Origin of the sequence: Oryzobacter telluris (assembly GCF_043099285.1) — a bacterium.
Classification (GTDB): domain Bacteria; phylum Actinomycetota; class Actinomycetes; order Actinomycetales; family Dermatophilaceae; genus Oryzobacter; species Oryzobacter telluris.
In genome coordinates this window covers 3410009-3425597 of the sequence record NZ_CP170723.1, presented here as the reverse complement: position 1 = coordinate 3425597, position 15589 = coordinate 3410009, and the positions used below count along the sequence as shown (strand labels likewise).

Sequence of the window (15589 nt, the reverse complement as noted above, 5' to 3'; positions counted from 1 at the left end):
ACCAGTGACCTCACTCATCACCGCGGACAGCGGGCTGGCCGCGGTCGACGCGAGCGGAGCGGCCGGCGTCGCCTGGCTCCTCGTCGCGCTGCCGCTGATCGGCGCCGCCGTCCTCCTGCTCGGCGGGAGGAGGACCAACGGGTTCGGGCCGCTGCTCGCCACCGGGCTGTCCTGGGGCTCCTTCGTCGTCGGCGCGGTCGTGCTCCTCCAGCTCGTCGGCCTCGACCCCGAGCAGCGGGCCCAGCACCTCGGGCTGTGGAGCTGGGTGCCCGCGGGCGCCTTCCAGCTCGACCTCGGGCTGCTCGTCGACCCGCTGTCGATGAGCTTCGTCATGCTCATCACCTTCGTCGGCTCGCTCATCCACGTGTACTCGATCGGGTACATGGAGCACGACCCCGACAAGCGACGCTTCTTCGCCTACCTCAACCTGTTCGTCGCGTCGATGCTGGTGCTCGTCCTCGCCGACTCCTACCTGCTGCTCTTCGTCGGCTGGGAGGGCGTGGGCCTGGCCTCGTACCTGCTCATCGGGTTCTGGAACCACAACCCGGCGTACGCCACGGCCGCGAACAAGGCGTTCTTCGTCAACCGCGTCGGCGACCTCGGCCTGTCGATCGCGATCATGCTGATGTTCGTCACCTTCGGCGGCGTCGACTACGCCACGGTCAACGCGGGCGTCGCCACCGCCAACCAGGGCGCGCTCACCGCGGTGGGCCTGCTGCTCCTCGTCGGCGCCTGCGGCAAGTCCGCGCAGTTCCCGCTGCAGTCCTGGCTCGGTGACGCCATGGCCGGCCCGACCCCCGTGTCGGCGCTCATCCACGCGGCGACGATGGTCACCGCCGGCGTCTACCTCGTGGTGCGCTCCAACGTCATCTACACCGCCGCCCCGGACGCGCAGACCGCCGTCGCGCTCGTCGGAGCGGTGACGCTCGTCTTCGGGGCGATCGTCGGCTGCGCGAAGGACGACATCAAGAAGGCCCTCGCGGCCTCCACGATGAGCCAGATCGGCTACATGATGCTCGCCGCGGGCCTGGGCCCGGTCGGGTACGCCTTCGCGATCTTCCACCTGCTCACGCACGGCTTCTTCAAGGCCGGCATGTTCCTCGGTGCCGGCTCGGTCATGCACGGCATGAAGGACGAGGTCAACATGCGCCGCTTCGGCGGCCTGTCCACGACGATGAAGGTCACCTGGGCCACCTTCGCCCTGGGCTGGCTGGCCATCCTCGGCGTCCCGCCGTTCTCGGGCTTCTGGTCCAAGGACAAGGTCATCGAGGCCGCGTTCGTCGGCGAGGGCTGGAAGCCGTGGGTGCTCGGCGGTGCCGCGCTCATCGGCGCCGGCATCACCGCGTTCTACATGTCGCGCCTGTTCTTCATGACCTTCCACGGCGAGCGCCGCTGGGACGAGCACGAGTACCACCCGCACGAGTCGCCGAAGACGATGACCGTCCCGATGGTCGTCCTCGCGGTCGGCTCGGCGTTCCTCGGCCTGGTGCTCGGCCCCACGGGCCTGTTCACCCACTGGCTCGAGCCGGTGGTCGGCGCCCACGGTGAGGAGCACCCGGTCATCCCGGTCGCGCTCATCATGGGCCTGACCCTCGCTCTCGTCGCCGCCGGCGCCACGTTCGCGTGGCTTCGCTACGGCCGCGACGACGTGCCCGAGGTCGCACCCAAGGGCTCGGTGCTCACCCGCGCCGCCCGCCAGGACCTGTACCAGGACGCCGTCAACGAGGGGCTGTTCATGCGACCCGGCATCCACCTGACCCGCGGGCTGGTGTTCGCCGACGCCCGCGGGATCGACGGCGCCACCGGCGGCCTCGCCGCGCTCGTGGGCGGCCTGTCCTCCAGGCTGCGCCGCGTCCAGACCGGGTACGCCCGCTCGTATGCCCTGACGATGCTCACCGGCGTCGTCGCCGTCCTCGGTGCTCTGTGGGTGATCCAGTGAACTCCCTGCCCCTGCTGACCCTCATGTTGGTCGTGCCGCTCGTCGGCGCGGTCGTCGTGGCCGCGCTGCCCACGGGCTCGGCGCGGTTGGCCAAGCCGGTCGCCCTCGGGTTCTCGCTCGTCACGCTGCTCCTCGCCGTCGTGGCCTGGGCCCGCTTCGACAACGGCAGCACGACCCAGTTCCAGCTGGCCGAGGTCCACGCGTGGATCCCGCAGTTCGGGGTGTCCTACGCGCTCGGCGTCGACGGCATCGCGCTCTCGCTCATCGTCATGGCGACGATCCTCACCCCCGTGTGCCTGCTGGCCGCGTGGAAGGACGTCGACGAGGAGGACCACGGGCGCACCAAGCGGTACTTCGCCCTGATGCTCGTCCTCGAGGCGTTCATGGTCGGCGTCTTCGCCGCCACCGACGTCTTCCTGTTCTACGTCTTCTTCGAGGCGATGCTCATCCCGGTGTACTTCCTCATCGGGCTGTTCGGCGGCCCGCGCCGCCAGTACGCCGCGGTGAAGTTCCTCCTGTTCTCCCTCGCCGGCGGGCTCGTCATGCTCGTCGCCGTCATCGCCGTGTACGTCGCGGGTCCGGGAGGCGAGCAGGGCTTCCTCGTCGAGTCGCTCACCGGCAACCTCGACGCCAGCACCGGCGCGCTGCGCTGGATGTTCGTCGGCTTCTTCATCGCGTTCGCCGTCAAGGCGCCGATGTGGCCGGTGCACACCTGGCTGCCCGACGCCGCCGCCGAGTCGCGGCCGGCCACGGCGGTGCTCCTCGTCGGGGTCCTCGACAAGGTCGGCACCTACGGGATGATCCGCTTCTGCCTCCAGCTGTTCCCGGAGGCCTCGCAGTGGGCGACCCCGGTCGTCATCACGCTCGCGGTCATCTCGGTGGTCTACGGGGCCCTGCTCGCGATCGGCCAGACCGACATGATGCGGCTCATCGCCTTCACCTCGATCAGCCACTTCGGCTTCATCGTCCTGGGCATCTTCGCCCTGACGAGCGTCGGCGGCGCCGGGTCGACCCTCTACATGGTCAACCACGGCTTCTCCACGGCCGGGCTCTTCCTCCTCGCCGGGTTCCTCGTGTCGCGGCGCGGCAGCAAGCGGATCCCCGACTACGGCGGCTGGCAGCGGGTCACGCCCGTGCTCGCCGGCACCTTCCTCGTCGTGGGCCTGTCGAGCCTGGCGCTGCCCGGCCTGTCGTCCTTCGTCTCGGAGTTCCTCGTCCTGCAGGGCACCTTCATGCGCTACCGCTGGGCGGCGGTGATCGCGGCCATCGGCATCGTCCTCGCCGCGCTCTACATCCTGCTCATGTACCAGCGCCTCATGACCGGGCCCAGGCCGCACTTCGCCGAGGGCGAGGCGCCGCCGGACCTCTCGATGCGCGAGAAGCTCGTCGTCGCGCCGATCATCGCGTCGTTCCTCCTCCTCGGGTTCTTCCCGAAGCCCGTGCTCGACCTCGTCAACCCGGCCGTGGACCGGACGCTGCAGTTCGTCGGCGTCACCGACCCCGCCCCGGCCAACGCCCCCGGGAGCGCCCAGTGACGCCGACCCTGACCATCGACATCTCGTACGCCGCGGTGGCGCCGATGCTCGTCGTCGCGCTCGGCGCCATCATCGGGGTCCTCGTCGAGGCGTTCGCGCCGCGGCGGTCCCGCCACGGGGCGCAGGTCGTCCTCACCGTGGCCACCCTCGTGCTGGCCTTCCTCCTGCTCGTGCTGTGGACCCGCAAGAACGAGACCATCACCCTCAGCGGGTCGGTCGCCGTCGACGGCGTCACCGTCTTCCTCCAGGGCTCGCTGCTCCTTCTCGCGGCCATCTCGGTGCTCATCATGGCCGAGCGGTTCGGAGGAGTCGGGGCCGACGCGTTCACGCCGATGGGCGCCTCCACGCCCGGGTCGACCCAGGAGGACGTCGCCACCCGCGCCGGGTACGCCACCTCCGAGGTCTTCCCGCTGACCCTGTTCGCGGTCCTGGGCATGCTCGTCTTCGTCAGCGCCAACGACCTCATCACGATGTTCGTCGGCCTCGAGGTCCTCTCGCTGCCGCTCTACGTGATGACGGGCCTGGCCCGCCGCCGTCGCCTGCTCTCGCAGGAGGCCGCGCTGAAGTACTTCCTCCTCGGGGCCTTCTCGTCGGCGTTCTTCCTCTTCGGGGCGGCGCTGCTCTTCGGCTACGCCGGGTCCAGCGACCTCAAGGAGATCAGCACCGCCATCAGCACCTCGTCGGGTGACCTCGACGGGCTGCTCCTGCCCGGTGTCGTCCTCACCCTCGTGGGCCTGCTGTTCAAGGTCGGCGCCGTGCCGTTCCACTCGTGGACCCCCGACGCCTACCAGGGCGCCCCGACCCCGGTCACCGGCTTCATGGCCGCCTGCACCAAGCTCGCCGCGTTCGGCGCGATCCTGCGCCTGCTGTACGTCGGCGTCGGTGCCAACCGCTGGGACTGGGAGATCGGCATCGCCGCCATCGCGGCCCTGACGATGGTCGTCGGCGCGGTCCTGTCGGTCACCCAGACCGACGTCAAGCGCCTGCTGGCCTACAGCTCGGTCGCCCACGCCGGCTTCATCCTCGTCGGCGTCCTCGCCTTCTCGCAGGCCGCGATCGGCGGGGTCATGTTCTACCTCGTCACCTACGGGTTCACCACGGTCGCCGCCTTCGGCATCATCGCGATGGTGCGCCAGGGCGGGTCCGAGGCCTCGCACCTGTCGCAGTGGGCGGGTCTGGGCCGTCGCCACCCGGTCGTCGCGGGCGTCTTCTCGTTCCTCCTGCTGGCGTTCGCGGGCATCCCGCTCACCTCGGGCTTCACGGCGAAGTACGCGGCGTTCGCGCCGGCCGTGGCGTCGGGGACGTCGGGCGTGGTGCTCGTCATCATCGGTGTGCTCGCCTCGGCGGTCACGGCGTTCGTCTACGTCCGCCTCATCGTGCTCATGTACTTCACCGAGGCCCCCGACGACGAGGTCGTCGCGCTCACGCCGTCGGTGCCCGCCACCATCGCCATCACGGTCGGCGTCCTCGCCACCGTCCTCGCCGGCGTGCTGCCGGGGCTGGCGCTCGACGCGGCGAGCTCGGCCTCCCACTTCCTCCTGTGACGGGGGTGACCGCGGGTCCCACCCGGGGCACGCCGTCGGTGCTCGAGCTCCCCGGCGCCTCCGAGGACCTGCGGGTCCGGCTCGCCGAGGGCCTGTCCGCGGTCAACGCGCTCATCGAGCAGCGGGTCGACCACGACGACCCGTTCATCGCGCAGGCGGGGTCGCACCTCACCGCCGCCGGTGGCAAGCGGTTCCGGCCGCTGCTCACCCTGCTGGCGTCCGAGCTGGGGAGCGGGGCCTCGCCGCAGGTCGTCGCGGCGGCCGCGGGGGTCGAGCTGACCCACCTCGCGTCGCTGTACCACGACGACGTCATGGACGAGGCCGACGTGCGGCGGGGGGCGCCCAGCGCCAACGCCCTGTTCGGCAACTCCACGGCCATCCTCGTCGGTGACCTGCTCTTCGGCACGGCGTCCGACATCGTCGCCGACCTCGGGCCCGAGGCCGTGAAGATCCAGGCGCAGACCTTCGTGCGGCTGTGCTCGGGCCAGATCCGCGACGACCGCCCGGCCCCCGAGGGCGCCGACCCGCTGGAGTACCACCTCGGCGTCCTCGCCGACAAGACCGGCGTCCTCATCGCCACGGCCGCGCGCTACGGCGCGATGTTCGGCGGCTGCGACGCGGCCACGGTCGAGGTCATGCGCGAGTACGGCGAGCGCCTCGGCATGGCGTTCCAGCTCGCCGACGACCTCATCGACATCGGGTCCGACGCCGACGAGTCGGGCAAGACGCCGGGCACCGACCTGCGCGAGGGCAAGCGGACCCTGCCGGTCCTGCACGTCCTGGCGTCCACCGACCCCGCCGACGACCGCCTCAAGGAGCTGCTCGCCGGCGACCTCACCTCCGACGTGCTGCTCGGCGAGGCGCTGACCCTGCTGCGCGCGCACCCCGGGATGGAGCTCGCCCGGGCGCACACCGAGGCCGTGGCGCGACAGGCGCAGGACGTGCTGGGCTCGCTGCCCGACAGCGACGCCAGGGACGCGCTGCACGCGCTGGCGACCGGGGTCGTCACGCGGGTCGGCTGACCGCCGGTTCGTCGACGTCGGCCGGGGCGCGCCTCGGGATCGACAGCGCGAGGGCGACCGCCGCGAAGCAGAGCACCGCGGCGAACAGCCACGCCCAGTGGTAGTCGCCCTGGCTGGTGCGCACCCAGCCCGCGACGCTCGCGCCGACCCCGGCGCCCACCATGTGCGAGGCGAACACCCAGCCGAACACCACCCCCGAGCGCTCGAGCCCGAAGTGGGTGCGGCACAGGGCGACCGTGGGTGGCACGGTCGCCACCCAGTCCAGGCCGTAGAAGACGATGAAGACCCACATCCCGGGCTCGACGCCGGGGGCGAGGACGGCGTCGAGGGCGAGCAGGCTCAGGCCGCGCCCGCCGTAGTACCCCACGAGGAGGTAGCGGGGGTCGACCTTGTCGGTGAGCCAGCCCGAGCCGACGGTGCCGGCGATGTCGAAGATCCCCACGACCGCGAGGAGCCCCGCGGCGGTGGTGGCCGGCATCCCGTGGTCGTGCGCGGCGGGGATGAAGTGGGTCTGGATGATGCCGTTCGTCGACCAGCCGCAGACCCAGAAGGTGAGGACGAGCGCCCAGAAGGTCCAGGAGCGGCTCGCCTGGCGCAGCACGCGGATCGCGACGACGGCAGGCGACTCGGTGCTCGGCGCGCGGGTGGTGGTCGCCTCGGTCGACCCGGGGTCCAGGCCGTAGGGGAGGAGCCCGTGGTCCTGCGGGCGGTCGCGCAGGAACACCCCGACGAGCACGGCCACGACGAGCGCGAGCACGGCCACGATGAGGGCCGCGGCGCGCCATCCGCTGTTCTCGGCGGTGCGGGCGATGACGGGGAGGAAGACGAGCTGGCCGGTGGCGTTGGCCGCCGAGAAGATGCCGGTGACCAGGCCCCGGTGCCGGTGGAACCACCGGTTGGCGATGATCGCGCCGAGGACCAGCGCCATCGCCCCGGTGCCGATGCCGATGAGCAGGCCCCAGAGCAGCCAGAGCTGCCACGGCGCGGTCATCAGGGTGGTGAGGCCGCTGGCGACCCCGACGACGACGAGCGAGGCGGTGACGGTGCGGCGCACGCCCCAGCGCTCCATCACGGCGGCGGCGAACGGGGCCGTGAGGCCGTAGAGGACGAGGTTGAGGCTTACCGCGCCGGAGGTCGTGGCGCGCGACCAGCCGAACTCGGCCTCGACCGGCTCGAGGAGGACGCCGGTGGAGGAGCGGAACGCGGCCGCGGCGACGAGGGCGCCGAGGGTGACGGCGGCGATGAGCCAGGCGCGGTGCCAGCGGGTGCGGGGCGGGTCCCCGACGTAGGAGTCGAGGTCCTCGGTCACGGGGTCAGTCTCGCACTAGGGTCGGCTCGTGAACCCGTGGGAGAGTGCGACGTCCGCAGTGCGGGCACCGCTGGTGGCCGTCGACCTCGACGCCTTCGACGCCAACGCCGACGACCTCGTCCGCCGGGCCGGTGGGCTGCCGGTGCGGGTGGCGTCGAAGTCGGTGCGGTGCCGGGCGCTGCTCGACCGCGTGTTGGCCCGACCGGGGTTCGCCGGGGTCATGGGTTACGCGGTGCCGGAGGCGGTGTGGCTGGCCACGGCCGGGGTGCGCGACGTGTTCGTGGCGTACCCGTCGGTCGACGTCCCGGCCCTGGCGGAGGTGGCCGCGTCGGAGGACCTGCGGCGGGAGGTGACCGTCACCATCGACTCGGTGGAGCACGTGCGGTTCCTGCGCGACGCGCTGGGTGAGGATGTCGCCGGGCTGGGGGTGGCGCTCGACGTCGACGCCTCCCTGCGCGTGGGCCGGCTGCACCTCGGGGTGCGCCGGTCGCCCACGCGGACGCCGGCCGAGGCGCTCACGGTGGTGCGGGCGGCGCTCGGCGTGGGCCTCGACGTGCGCGGGGTGATGTTCTACGACGCCCAGGTGGCGGGGCTTCCCGACGCGGGGCCGCACGTGCGCGTCCTCAAGCAGCGCTCGCTGCGCGACCTGCGCGAGCGGCGGCAGGCGGTCGTCGAGGCCGTGCGCACCGAGGCCGACCTGCGCTTCGTCAACGCGGGTGGCACCGGCAGCCTGCACCGCTTCGGCGACGACCGGGTGGTCACCGAGCTGGCGGCCGGCTCGGGGCTCTACGGCCCCACCCTGTTCGACGGGTACGACGGCTTCACGCCCCGGCCCGCGATGGCCTACGCGGTGCCGGTGGTGCGGCGACCGGCGCCGGGGGTCGTCACGGCGTACGGCGGGGGCTACGTGGCGAGCGGGCAGCCGGGGTGGTCGCGCGTGGCGTCGCCGGTGAGCCGGGCGCTGGCGCTGGTCCGCACCGAGGGCACGGGCGAGGTCCAGACACCGCTGACGGGGGAGGACGCCGACGGCCTGGCGCTGGGCGACCGGGTCTGGCTGCGCGGCGCGAAGGCGGGCGAGCTGCTCGAGCGCTTCGACACCGTGCACCTCGTGCAGGGCGGCGGGCTCGTCGACGCGGTGCCGTCGTACCGCGGGGAAGGGAAGAACTTCGGATGACGCCGCAGACCTGGGCGAACTGGGCCGGCAACGTCACGGCTCGTCCGGCGGAGGTGGTGCTGGCGTCCTCCGTGGACGACGTCGTGGCCGCCGTGGGCCGGGCCGGGCGTGACGGCGCGGTCGTGCGGGTCGCGGGGACCGGCCACTCGTTCACCCCGCTCGTCGCGACCGACGGGGTGCTGCTGCGCGTCGACGGGCTGCGAGGTGTCACGGGCGTCGACCTCGACACCCGGCGGGTGCGGGTCGCGGCCGGCACGCCGCTGCACGAGCTCAACCCGGCCCTGCAGGCCCTCGGCCTCGCCCTGCCCAACCTCGGCGACATCGACCGCCAGACCATCTCCGGCGCCATCGCCACCGGGACCCACGGCACCGGCGTGCGGCGGCAGGGGATCGCGGCGGCCGTTCGCGGCCTCACGCTCGTCCTCGCCGACGGGTCGGTCGTCCGGTGCTCCGCGCAGGAGGAGGCCGACCTGTTCGAGGCGGCCCGGGTGGGGCTGGGCGCGCTGGGGGTGGTCGTCGAGGTCGAGCTCCAGTGCGTGCCCGCGTTCCGCCTGCACGCCAAGGAGGGCAGCGCGGCGCTGTCCACGCTGCTGCCGAGGATCCAGGAGGAGGCCGACGCGCACGACCACCTCGACGTGCACTGGTTCCCCCACACCGACCGCTGCCTGGTCAAGCGCAACGACGTCGTCGGCGCGGGCGAGGGGCCACCCGCGCTGCCCGCGTGGCGGGCCCGGCTCGACGACGACCTCCTCAGCAACCGGGTCTTCGAGGGCCTCAACCGGGTGGTGGCGCGACGCCCCGGCCTGACGCCCACGGTCAACCGGATGGCCGCGCGCGTCCTCGGCGCCCGGGAGTTCACCGACGACTCGTGGAAGGTGTTCTGCTCGGCGCGCGAGGTCCGCTTCGTCGAGAGCGAGTACGCGGTTCCCCGGCATGCCGTGGAGGCGGTGCTCGGCGAGCTGCGCGCCTGGTTCGACCGCACCCGCGAGCCGGTGCCCTTCCCGGTGGAGGTGCGCTTCACGGGCACGGACGGCGTGTGGCTCTCCACCGCGCACGAGCGCGAGAACGCCTACGTCGCGGTCCACCAGTACCACCGGATGGACCCCCGCGCGCTGTTCGCCGCCTTCGAGGCGATCGTCGCCGAGCACGAGGGGCGCCCGCACTGGGGCAAGGTCCACACCCTGCGCGCCGACCCACTGCGGGAGCTGTACCCGCGGTTCGACGACGTCCTCGCCGTCCGCGACCGGGTCGACCCGCACCGCCGTTTCACCAACGACCACGTGCGCGACCTCCTCGGCTCCTGAGGCCCTTCCCCGGCCGTTCACCCCGGGTTTAGGGTCGGGCTCGAGCGGAGGTGCGGCCATGGCGGCTGGGCGCGAGAAGGCGGCGCGGATCCCACCCCGGTGGGTGGTCGTCGGGGCCTGGCACGTGCACCGCGCGCTGTACCGCGTTACGGCCGGTCGCCTCGGCCTGTGGCGCTCCAAGCCGGGAGCGTGGGGGACCCTCCGCCTCACGACGACCGGCCGGCGCTCGGGCCAGCCGCGCGCCGTCATCCTCGGGTACGTCGAGGACGGGCCCAACCTCGTGACGCTGGCGATGAACGGGTGGGGCGAGGGGGAGCCCGCGTGGTGGCTGAACCTCCTGGCGAACCCGGAGGCGGAGGCCGTCCTGCGCTCCGGTGGCCTCCGGGTGCGTGGTCGGCCCGCCGAGGGGGCCGAGCGCGAGCGCCTCTGGGCGCGGTGGCGCGAAATCGACCCGAAGCTCGACGGCTACGCGGCGCTGCGCTCCACCCGGACCGCCGTCGTCGTCCTCGAGCCGACGGACCCGCGTCGTCACGCCGATGACGCAGACGATCGCCGGTGACGCAGGTACACCTGCGTCACCGCGGAGGTTCTGCGTCATCCCTGTGACGGCGCAGAAGCCCGGCGCGGGGGGTCTCAGGCCACCTGGGTGGCGAAGGTGACGTCGCCGTCGCCGGCGGTCTCCTCGCGGTGGGCCGACGCCATCCGGTCGGCGTCCCGCTCGGGGAGGAAGCCCGAGTCCCGTTGGCAGTCGTGGCACACCACCACGGCTCGGCGGCCGAGGTGGACGACCTCGACCAGGTGGGGGTGGCAGGCCTCCCCGACCCCGTCGTGGTGGTGGTCGCGGCGGTGGACGGCGTCGACCGTGCAGGTGGCCACGGGGTCAGGGAACGTCACGGGTGTCGGGTCCACCATCGGTCCAGCCTTTCGGGAGGTCGGGTGTCGGTCCCTCCAGACAACTCCTGTCGGCCGCCGCGGAGCATCGGGTGATGGGTCGGACACCCGCGTCAAAGGGAGGAGGGCCGGTCGGGTGATCGGTCAGGGGCCGCGAGCCGGGGTCAGCCGCCTCGGCGCCTCCGGCTCGGGGCCACCGTCCGCACCATGACGCAGTTGCCCATCCCCTTGGGGCGGTCGTAGGTGAACCCCTCGCGCTCGTACATCGTGCGGGTGCCGTTGTAGAGGAAGGACGAGTTCTTCTTCCGGATGCCGCCGGTGTCGTGCGGGTAGCCCTCGACCACGCCGCCGCCCGCCTGCGCGATGAGGTCGACCGCGCCGCGCAGCGCGACCGACGCCAGGCCCTTGCCGCGGTGGGCCTTCTCCACCTGGATGCAGGTGACCCGGTAGTCGGGCAGCCGCTCGGCGGTCGCGAGGTACTCCTTGCGGTGGTGGATGCCGGGGAGCTCCTCGGGCGTCCCGTACTCGGCCCAGGCGATGGCGAGGTCGCCGTCGTAGACGAGCGCGGCGTGCGCGATCCCCTCGTCGACGCGTCGCTTCTTGAACGTCCGGTTGTCCTCGGTGGTGGTGTCCGGGTCGCGGTCGTCGGGGTGGAACCAGGTGCACCAGCAGCTCGCGAACATGCCCTTGGTGCGCTCGACGAGGGCGGCGAAGTCGTCGAACGTCTCCGGGGTGAGCGACCTGATCGTGACGTCGTCCATGCCCGGCAACCTAGACCCGATCGGCCCCTGCGCAACCGCTCAGGGGCAGGGCTCGGGGGCCTCGGAGGCGGTGGCGCGCAGGATCTTGCGGTTGGACTGCGCGGTGCGCAGGGAGTCGACGGTGAGCAGCACGAGCGCGAGCCACACGATCCCGAAGCCGACCCACAAGCGCGGCGTCACGTGCTCGCCGAGCACGGCCACGCCGACGATGAGCTGGAGCACCGGGGTGATGAACTGGATCAGCCCCACGGTGACGAGCGGGATGCGCCGCGCCGCCGCCGCGAAGAGCAGCAGCGGGACCGCCGTGACGATCCCCGTGAGCACGAGCAGGGTCGTGTGCCCGCCGCCGTGGCCCGTGAACGTCGTGGTGCCGGCCAGCCCGATGACCACCAGCACGACGACCGCCACGGGGGCGAGCACCGCCGTCTCCGCCGCGAGGGAGTGCATCGCCTGCAGGCTCGCACCCACCTTCTTCTTGGTCAGCCCGTACAGCCCGAACGAGAACGCCAGCGCCAGCGGGATCCACGGCACCACCCCACCGGCGACCGCGAGGTACACCGAGGCCACGGCCCCCACCGCGACCGCGGCCCACTGCATCCGCCGCAGCCGTTCGCCGAGGACGAGCACGCCGAGCCCCACGGTGACGATCGGGTTGAGGAAGTAGCCCAGCGCCGCCTCGTAGGTGCGGCCGGTGAGCACGGCCAGCACGTAGATGACCCAGTTCGCCGCGATGAGGACGGCGGCGAGCGTGATGCCGGCGACGAGCCGCCGGTTGGCGAGGAACGGGCGGATCCACGACAGGTCGCGCACGGCCACCAGCACCACGACGCAGACCCCGAGGGTCCACAGGATGCGGTGGGCGAGGATCTCCCACGCACCGGCCGGGGCGAGCGCCGCGAAGTACAGGGGGAACATCCCCCAGATGCCGTACGCGAGGAAGCCGAAGATCGTCCCGCGCCGCAGCTCGCCGTCGTCGCCACCCACCGCGCTGGACACGGGTGAGCGCGTCGCGGTCACTCCACGGTCCAGGTGTCGCGTCCGCGCAGCAGGTCGGTGAGGTCGTCGTCGGTGGCCGGGCCGCCGGCGGTGTCGACCGCGGCGTCGACCTGGGCGCGCACGAGGTCGTCGTAGGTGGGCCGCGACACCTGGCGGAAGATGCCCATGGGGACGTGGGTCATCTCCGGGGTGTCCAGGCGCGAGAGCTGGAACGCCTGCGACGGGTCGTCCAGGGTCGGGTCGTGCACGACGACGGCACCCTTCTCACCCGTCTCTGCGGCCGACTCGGCGATGAACTTCATGACGCCCGAGCCCTGGCGCACGAGGACCTTGCGGTCGTCCTCGACCCCGACCGTGACGGCCTCGCCGGTGCGCAGGCGCACGATGCGCGCCTCCTGCTGGCTGCGGTCCTTGAGGACCTCGAAGGCGCCGTCGTTGAAGATCGGGCAGTTCTGGTAGATCTCCACGAGCGCGGTGCCGCGGTGCTCGGCGGCCGCACGCAGGATGGTCGTCAGCTCGGCGCGGTCGGACTCCATCGCCCGGGCGACGAAGGTCGCCTCGGCGCCCAGCGCCAGCGACACGGGGTTGAACGGGCTGTCGACGGAGCCCATCGGGCTGGACTTGGTGACCTGCCCGACCTTCGAGGTGGGCGAGTACTGGCCCTTGGTGAGCCCGTAGATCTGGTTGTTGAACAGCAGGATCGTCATGTTGACGTTGCGGCGCAGCGCGTGGATGAGGTGGTTGCCGCCGATGGAGAGGGCGTCGCCGTCGCCGGTGACGACCCACACCGACAGGTCCGGGCGGGAGGTCGCGAGCCCGGTGGCGATGGCGGGGGCGCGCCCGTGGATCGAGTGCATGCCGTACGTGTCGAGGTAGTACGGGAAGCGGCTCGAGCAGCCGATGCCGGAGACGAAGACGATGTTCTCGCGCTTGAGGCCGAGCTCGGGCAGGAACGACTGGACCGCGGCGAGGATGACGTAGTCGCCGCAGCCGGGGCACCAGCGGACCTCCTGGTCGGAGGTGAAGTCGCGCTTGGTCTGCGTCGCGGCGTCGTCGGGCAGGTGGGGGACGTGCTGGATGCCGCTCGTGGGCATCCCCAGCTCGGTGGCGGTCACGGCAGGTCCTCCAGGGTCGACGAGATGACGTCGGCGAGCTCGACCGTGGAGAACGGCAGGCCGCGCACCGACGTGTGCGAGCGGACGTCGACGAGGAACTGCGCCCGCAACAGCAGAGCGAGCTGGCCCAGGTTCATCTCGGGCACGATGACGCGGTCGTACGCCGTGATCACCTCGCCGAGGTTCTTCGGGAACGGGTTGAGGTGGCCCAGGTGCGCGCGCGCCACGGCACGCCCGGAGTTGCGCACGACGCGGACCGCCGCGGCGACCGGGCCGTAGGTGGAGCCCCAGCCCAGGACGAGGACGCGCGCCTCCCCGCTCGGGTCGTCGACCTCGAGGTCCGGGACGGTGATGCCGTCGATCTTCGCCTGGCGCAGGCGCGTCATCTTGTCGTGGTTGTCGGGGTCGTAGCTGATGTTGCCGGTGACGTCGGCCTTCTCGATGCCGCCGATGCGGTGCTCGAGGCCGGGGGTGCCGGGCACGGCCCAGGGGCGGGCGAGGGTCTCCTCGTCGCGCAGGAACGGGTGGAAGACCGCGTTGCCCTTGGCGTCGGTGCCGTTGGGGGCGCTCGCGAACTCGACACCGAGGTCGGGCAGGTCGGCGACCTCCGGGACGCTCCACGGCTCGGACCCGTTGGCGAGGTAGCCGTCGGAGAGCAGGAACACCGGCGTGCGGTACGTCGTGGCGATGCGCACGGCATCCATGGCGGCGCGGAAGCAGTCGGCGGGGGTCTTCGGTGCCACGATCGGCACCGGGGACTCGCCGTTGCGGCCGAACATCGCCTGGAGGAGGTCGGCCTGCTCGGTCTTCGTCGGCAGCCCGGTGGACGGGCCGCCGCGCTGCACGTCGACGATGATGAGCGGCAGCTCGAGCGAGACGGCCAGCCCGATGGTCTCCGACTTCAGGGCGACACCCGGGCCGGACGTGGTCGTGACGCCCATGGCCCCGCCGAACGCGGCGCCGAGGGCGATGCCGATGCCGGCGATCTCGTCCTCGGCCTGCAGCGTCGTGACGCCGTGGCGCTTGAGGGCGGCCAGCGCGTGGAGGATGTCGGATGCCGGGGTGATCGGGTACGAGCCGAGGACGAGGGGCAGGTCGGCGCGGTGCGCGGCGGCGACCAGCCCGAGCGCCAGCGCGGTGTTCCCGGTGACGTTGCGGTAGGTGCCCGGCGGCATCGTCGCGGGGTTGACGACGTAGGAGGACGCGAAGTCCTCGGTGGTCTCGCCGTAGTTCCAGCCGGCGCGCAGCGCGGCGATGTTGGCGTCGAGGATCTCGCGGCGGGCGCCGAACTTGCGGGTGAGGAAGGCCTCGGTTCCGGCGGTGGGCCGCGTGTACATCCACGACAGCAGGCCCAGGGCGAACATGTTCTTCGCCCGCTCCTTCTCCTTGCGGCTCAGGCCGTCGAACCCGGCGAGCGCCTCGACGGTGATGCTCGTCAGGGCCACCGCGTGCACGTGGAAGGACTCGAGGGTGCCGTCGTCGACCGGGCTCTCGACGTACCCGACCTTGGCGAGGTTGCGCTTGGTGAACTCGTCGGTGTTGACGATGATCGTCGCGCCGCGGGGGACGTCGGCGAGGTTGGCCTTGAGCGCCGCCGGGTTCATCGCGACGAGGACGTCGGGGGCGTCGCCCGGGGTGAGGACGTCGTGGTCGGCGAAGTGCAGCTGGAAGCTCGACACGCCCGGCAGGGTCCCCTGGGGGGCGCGGATCTCGGCGGGGAAGTTGGGCAGCGTCGACAGGTCGTTGCCCAGGGCGGCGGTCTCGCTGGTGAAGCGGTCGCCGGTGAGCTGCATCCCGTCCCCGGAGTCGCCGGCGAACCGGATGACCACGCGGTCGAGGGTCTTGACGGTCTTGCTGCTCACTGTGGGTCACCCGGTCAGGTCGAGAAGAGGTCGTGGGTGCGCCGTGGGGGACTGGGCAGGAGCCGGTCGGGCCCGGGGGCGCAACGCCGTCCATCGTACGTCCGACCCGGCTGCCCTTCAGGGCTGTCCATGGTGAA

At 72.4% G+C, this 15589-nt stretch carries 13 protein-coding genes; 7 read left to right on the top strand and 6 right to left on the bottom strand.

Features of this window, described 5'->3' with window-relative positions; translation table 11 throughout:
* Positions 1 to 4: 4 nt before the first annotated feature.
* From nuoL to ACFLFB_RS15910, 4 genes are read left to right on the top strand one after another with little or no spacing between them, the layout of a single operon-like run.
* A complete protein-coding gene (gene nuoL, locus ACFLFB_RS15925) occupies positions 5 to 1939 on the top strand; it encodes an NADH-quinone oxidoreductase subunit L (protein ID WP_392543146.1) in 1935 nt (644 codons plus the stop codon).
* A complete protein-coding gene (locus ACFLFB_RS15920) occupies positions 1936 to 3474 on the top strand; it encodes an NADH-quinone oxidoreductase subunit M (protein ID WP_392543145.1) in 1539 nt (512 codons plus the stop codon). The genes nuoL and ACFLFB_RS15920 overlap by 4 nt, the downstream gene beginning before the upstream one ends.
* 44 nt (positions 3475 to 3518) lie before the next feature.
* Positions 3519 to 5018 (top strand): NADH-quinone oxidoreductase subunit NuoN, encoded by a 1500-nt coding sequence (gene nuoN / locus ACFLFB_RS15915; RefSeq protein ID WP_392545435.1) that lies wholly within the window; start codon positions 3519 to 3521, stop codon positions 5016 to 5018.
* Between the two features lie 5 nt (positions 5019 to 5023).
* Positions 5024 to 6040, top strand: a complete 1017-nt coding sequence (locus ACFLFB_RS15910; RefSeq protein ID WP_392543144.1) for a polyprenyl synthetase family protein — start codon at positions 5024 to 5026, stop codon at positions 6038 to 6040.
* Here the strand turns inward: ACFLFB_RS15910 and ACFLFB_RS15905 are convergent.
* On the bottom strand, positions 6024 to 7349 hold the full coding sequence (locus tag ACFLFB_RS15905; protein ID WP_392543143.1) for an MFS transporter: 1326 nt from the start codon (positions 7347 to 7349) through the stop codon (positions 6024 to 6026). The two genes, ACFLFB_RS15910 and ACFLFB_RS15905, sit on opposite strands and share 17 nt — an antisense overlap.
* A 28-nt stretch (positions 7350 to 7377) precedes the next feature.
* On the opposite strand from ACFLFB_RS15905, the gene ACFLFB_RS15900 reads away from it, so the two are divergent.
* The 3 genes from ACFLFB_RS15900 to ACFLFB_RS15890 are packed head-to-tail and all read left to right on the top strand — an operon-like array spanning position 7378 to position 10386.
* Complete coding sequence (locus ACFLFB_RS15900) at positions 7378 to 8523, top strand: alanine racemase (protein ID WP_392543142.1); 1146 nt, start codon at positions 7378 to 7380, stop codon at positions 8521 to 8523.
* Complete coding sequence (locus tag ACFLFB_RS15895) at positions 8520 to 9827, top strand: D-arabinono-1,4-lactone oxidase (protein ID WP_392543141.1); 1308 nt, start codon at positions 8520 to 8522, stop codon at positions 9825 to 9827. Before ACFLFB_RS15900 ends, ACFLFB_RS15895 begins: the two co-directional genes overlap by 4 nt.
* Positions 9828 to 9885: 58 nt before the next feature.
* Entirely contained in the window at positions 9886 to 10386 is a 501-nt protein-coding gene (locus ACFLFB_RS15890) for a nitroreductase/quinone reductase family protein (protein WP_392543140.1), read from the top strand.
* Positions 10387 to 10460: 74 nt separating this feature from the next.
* Here ACFLFB_RS15890 and ACFLFB_RS15885 read toward each other — a convergent pair whose 3' ends face one another.
* From ACFLFB_RS15885 to ACFLFB_RS15865, 5 genes are all read right to left on the bottom strand, one after another.
* Positions 10461 to 10739: a hypothetical protein gene (locus tag ACFLFB_RS15885; protein ID WP_392543139.1), complete on the bottom strand. Its 279-nt coding sequence runs from the start codon at positions 10737 to 10739 to the stop codon at positions 10461 to 10463.
* 143 nt (positions 10740 to 10882) lie between these two features.
* Positions 10883 to 11479 carry a GNAT family N-acetyltransferase gene (locus ACFLFB_RS15880; protein WP_392543138.1) on the bottom strand — a complete coding sequence of 199 codons (597 nt, stop codon included), beginning with the start codon at positions 11477 to 11479 and terminating at the stop codon, positions 10883 to 10885.
* A gap of 39 nt (positions 11480 to 11518) precedes the next feature.
* A complete protein-coding gene (rarD, locus tag ACFLFB_RS15875) occupies positions 11519 to 12475 on the bottom strand; it encodes an EamA family transporter RarD (protein ID WP_392543137.1) in 957 nt (318 codons plus the stop codon).
* Between the two features lie 17 nt (positions 12476 to 12492).
* Positions 12493 to 13569, bottom strand: coding sequence for a 2-oxoacid:ferredoxin oxidoreductase subunit beta (locus ACFLFB_RS15870; protein WP_392545434.1), 1077 nt, complete (start codon positions 13567 to 13569; stop codon positions 12493 to 12495).
* Between the two features lie 17 nt (positions 13570 to 13586).
* Positions 13587 to 15452: a 2-oxoacid:acceptor oxidoreductase subunit alpha gene (locus tag ACFLFB_RS15865; RefSeq protein ID WP_392543136.1), complete on the bottom strand. Its 1866-nt coding sequence runs from the start codon at positions 15450 to 15452 to the stop codon at positions 13587 to 13589.
* Positions 15453 to 15589 lie beyond the last annotated feature (137 nt).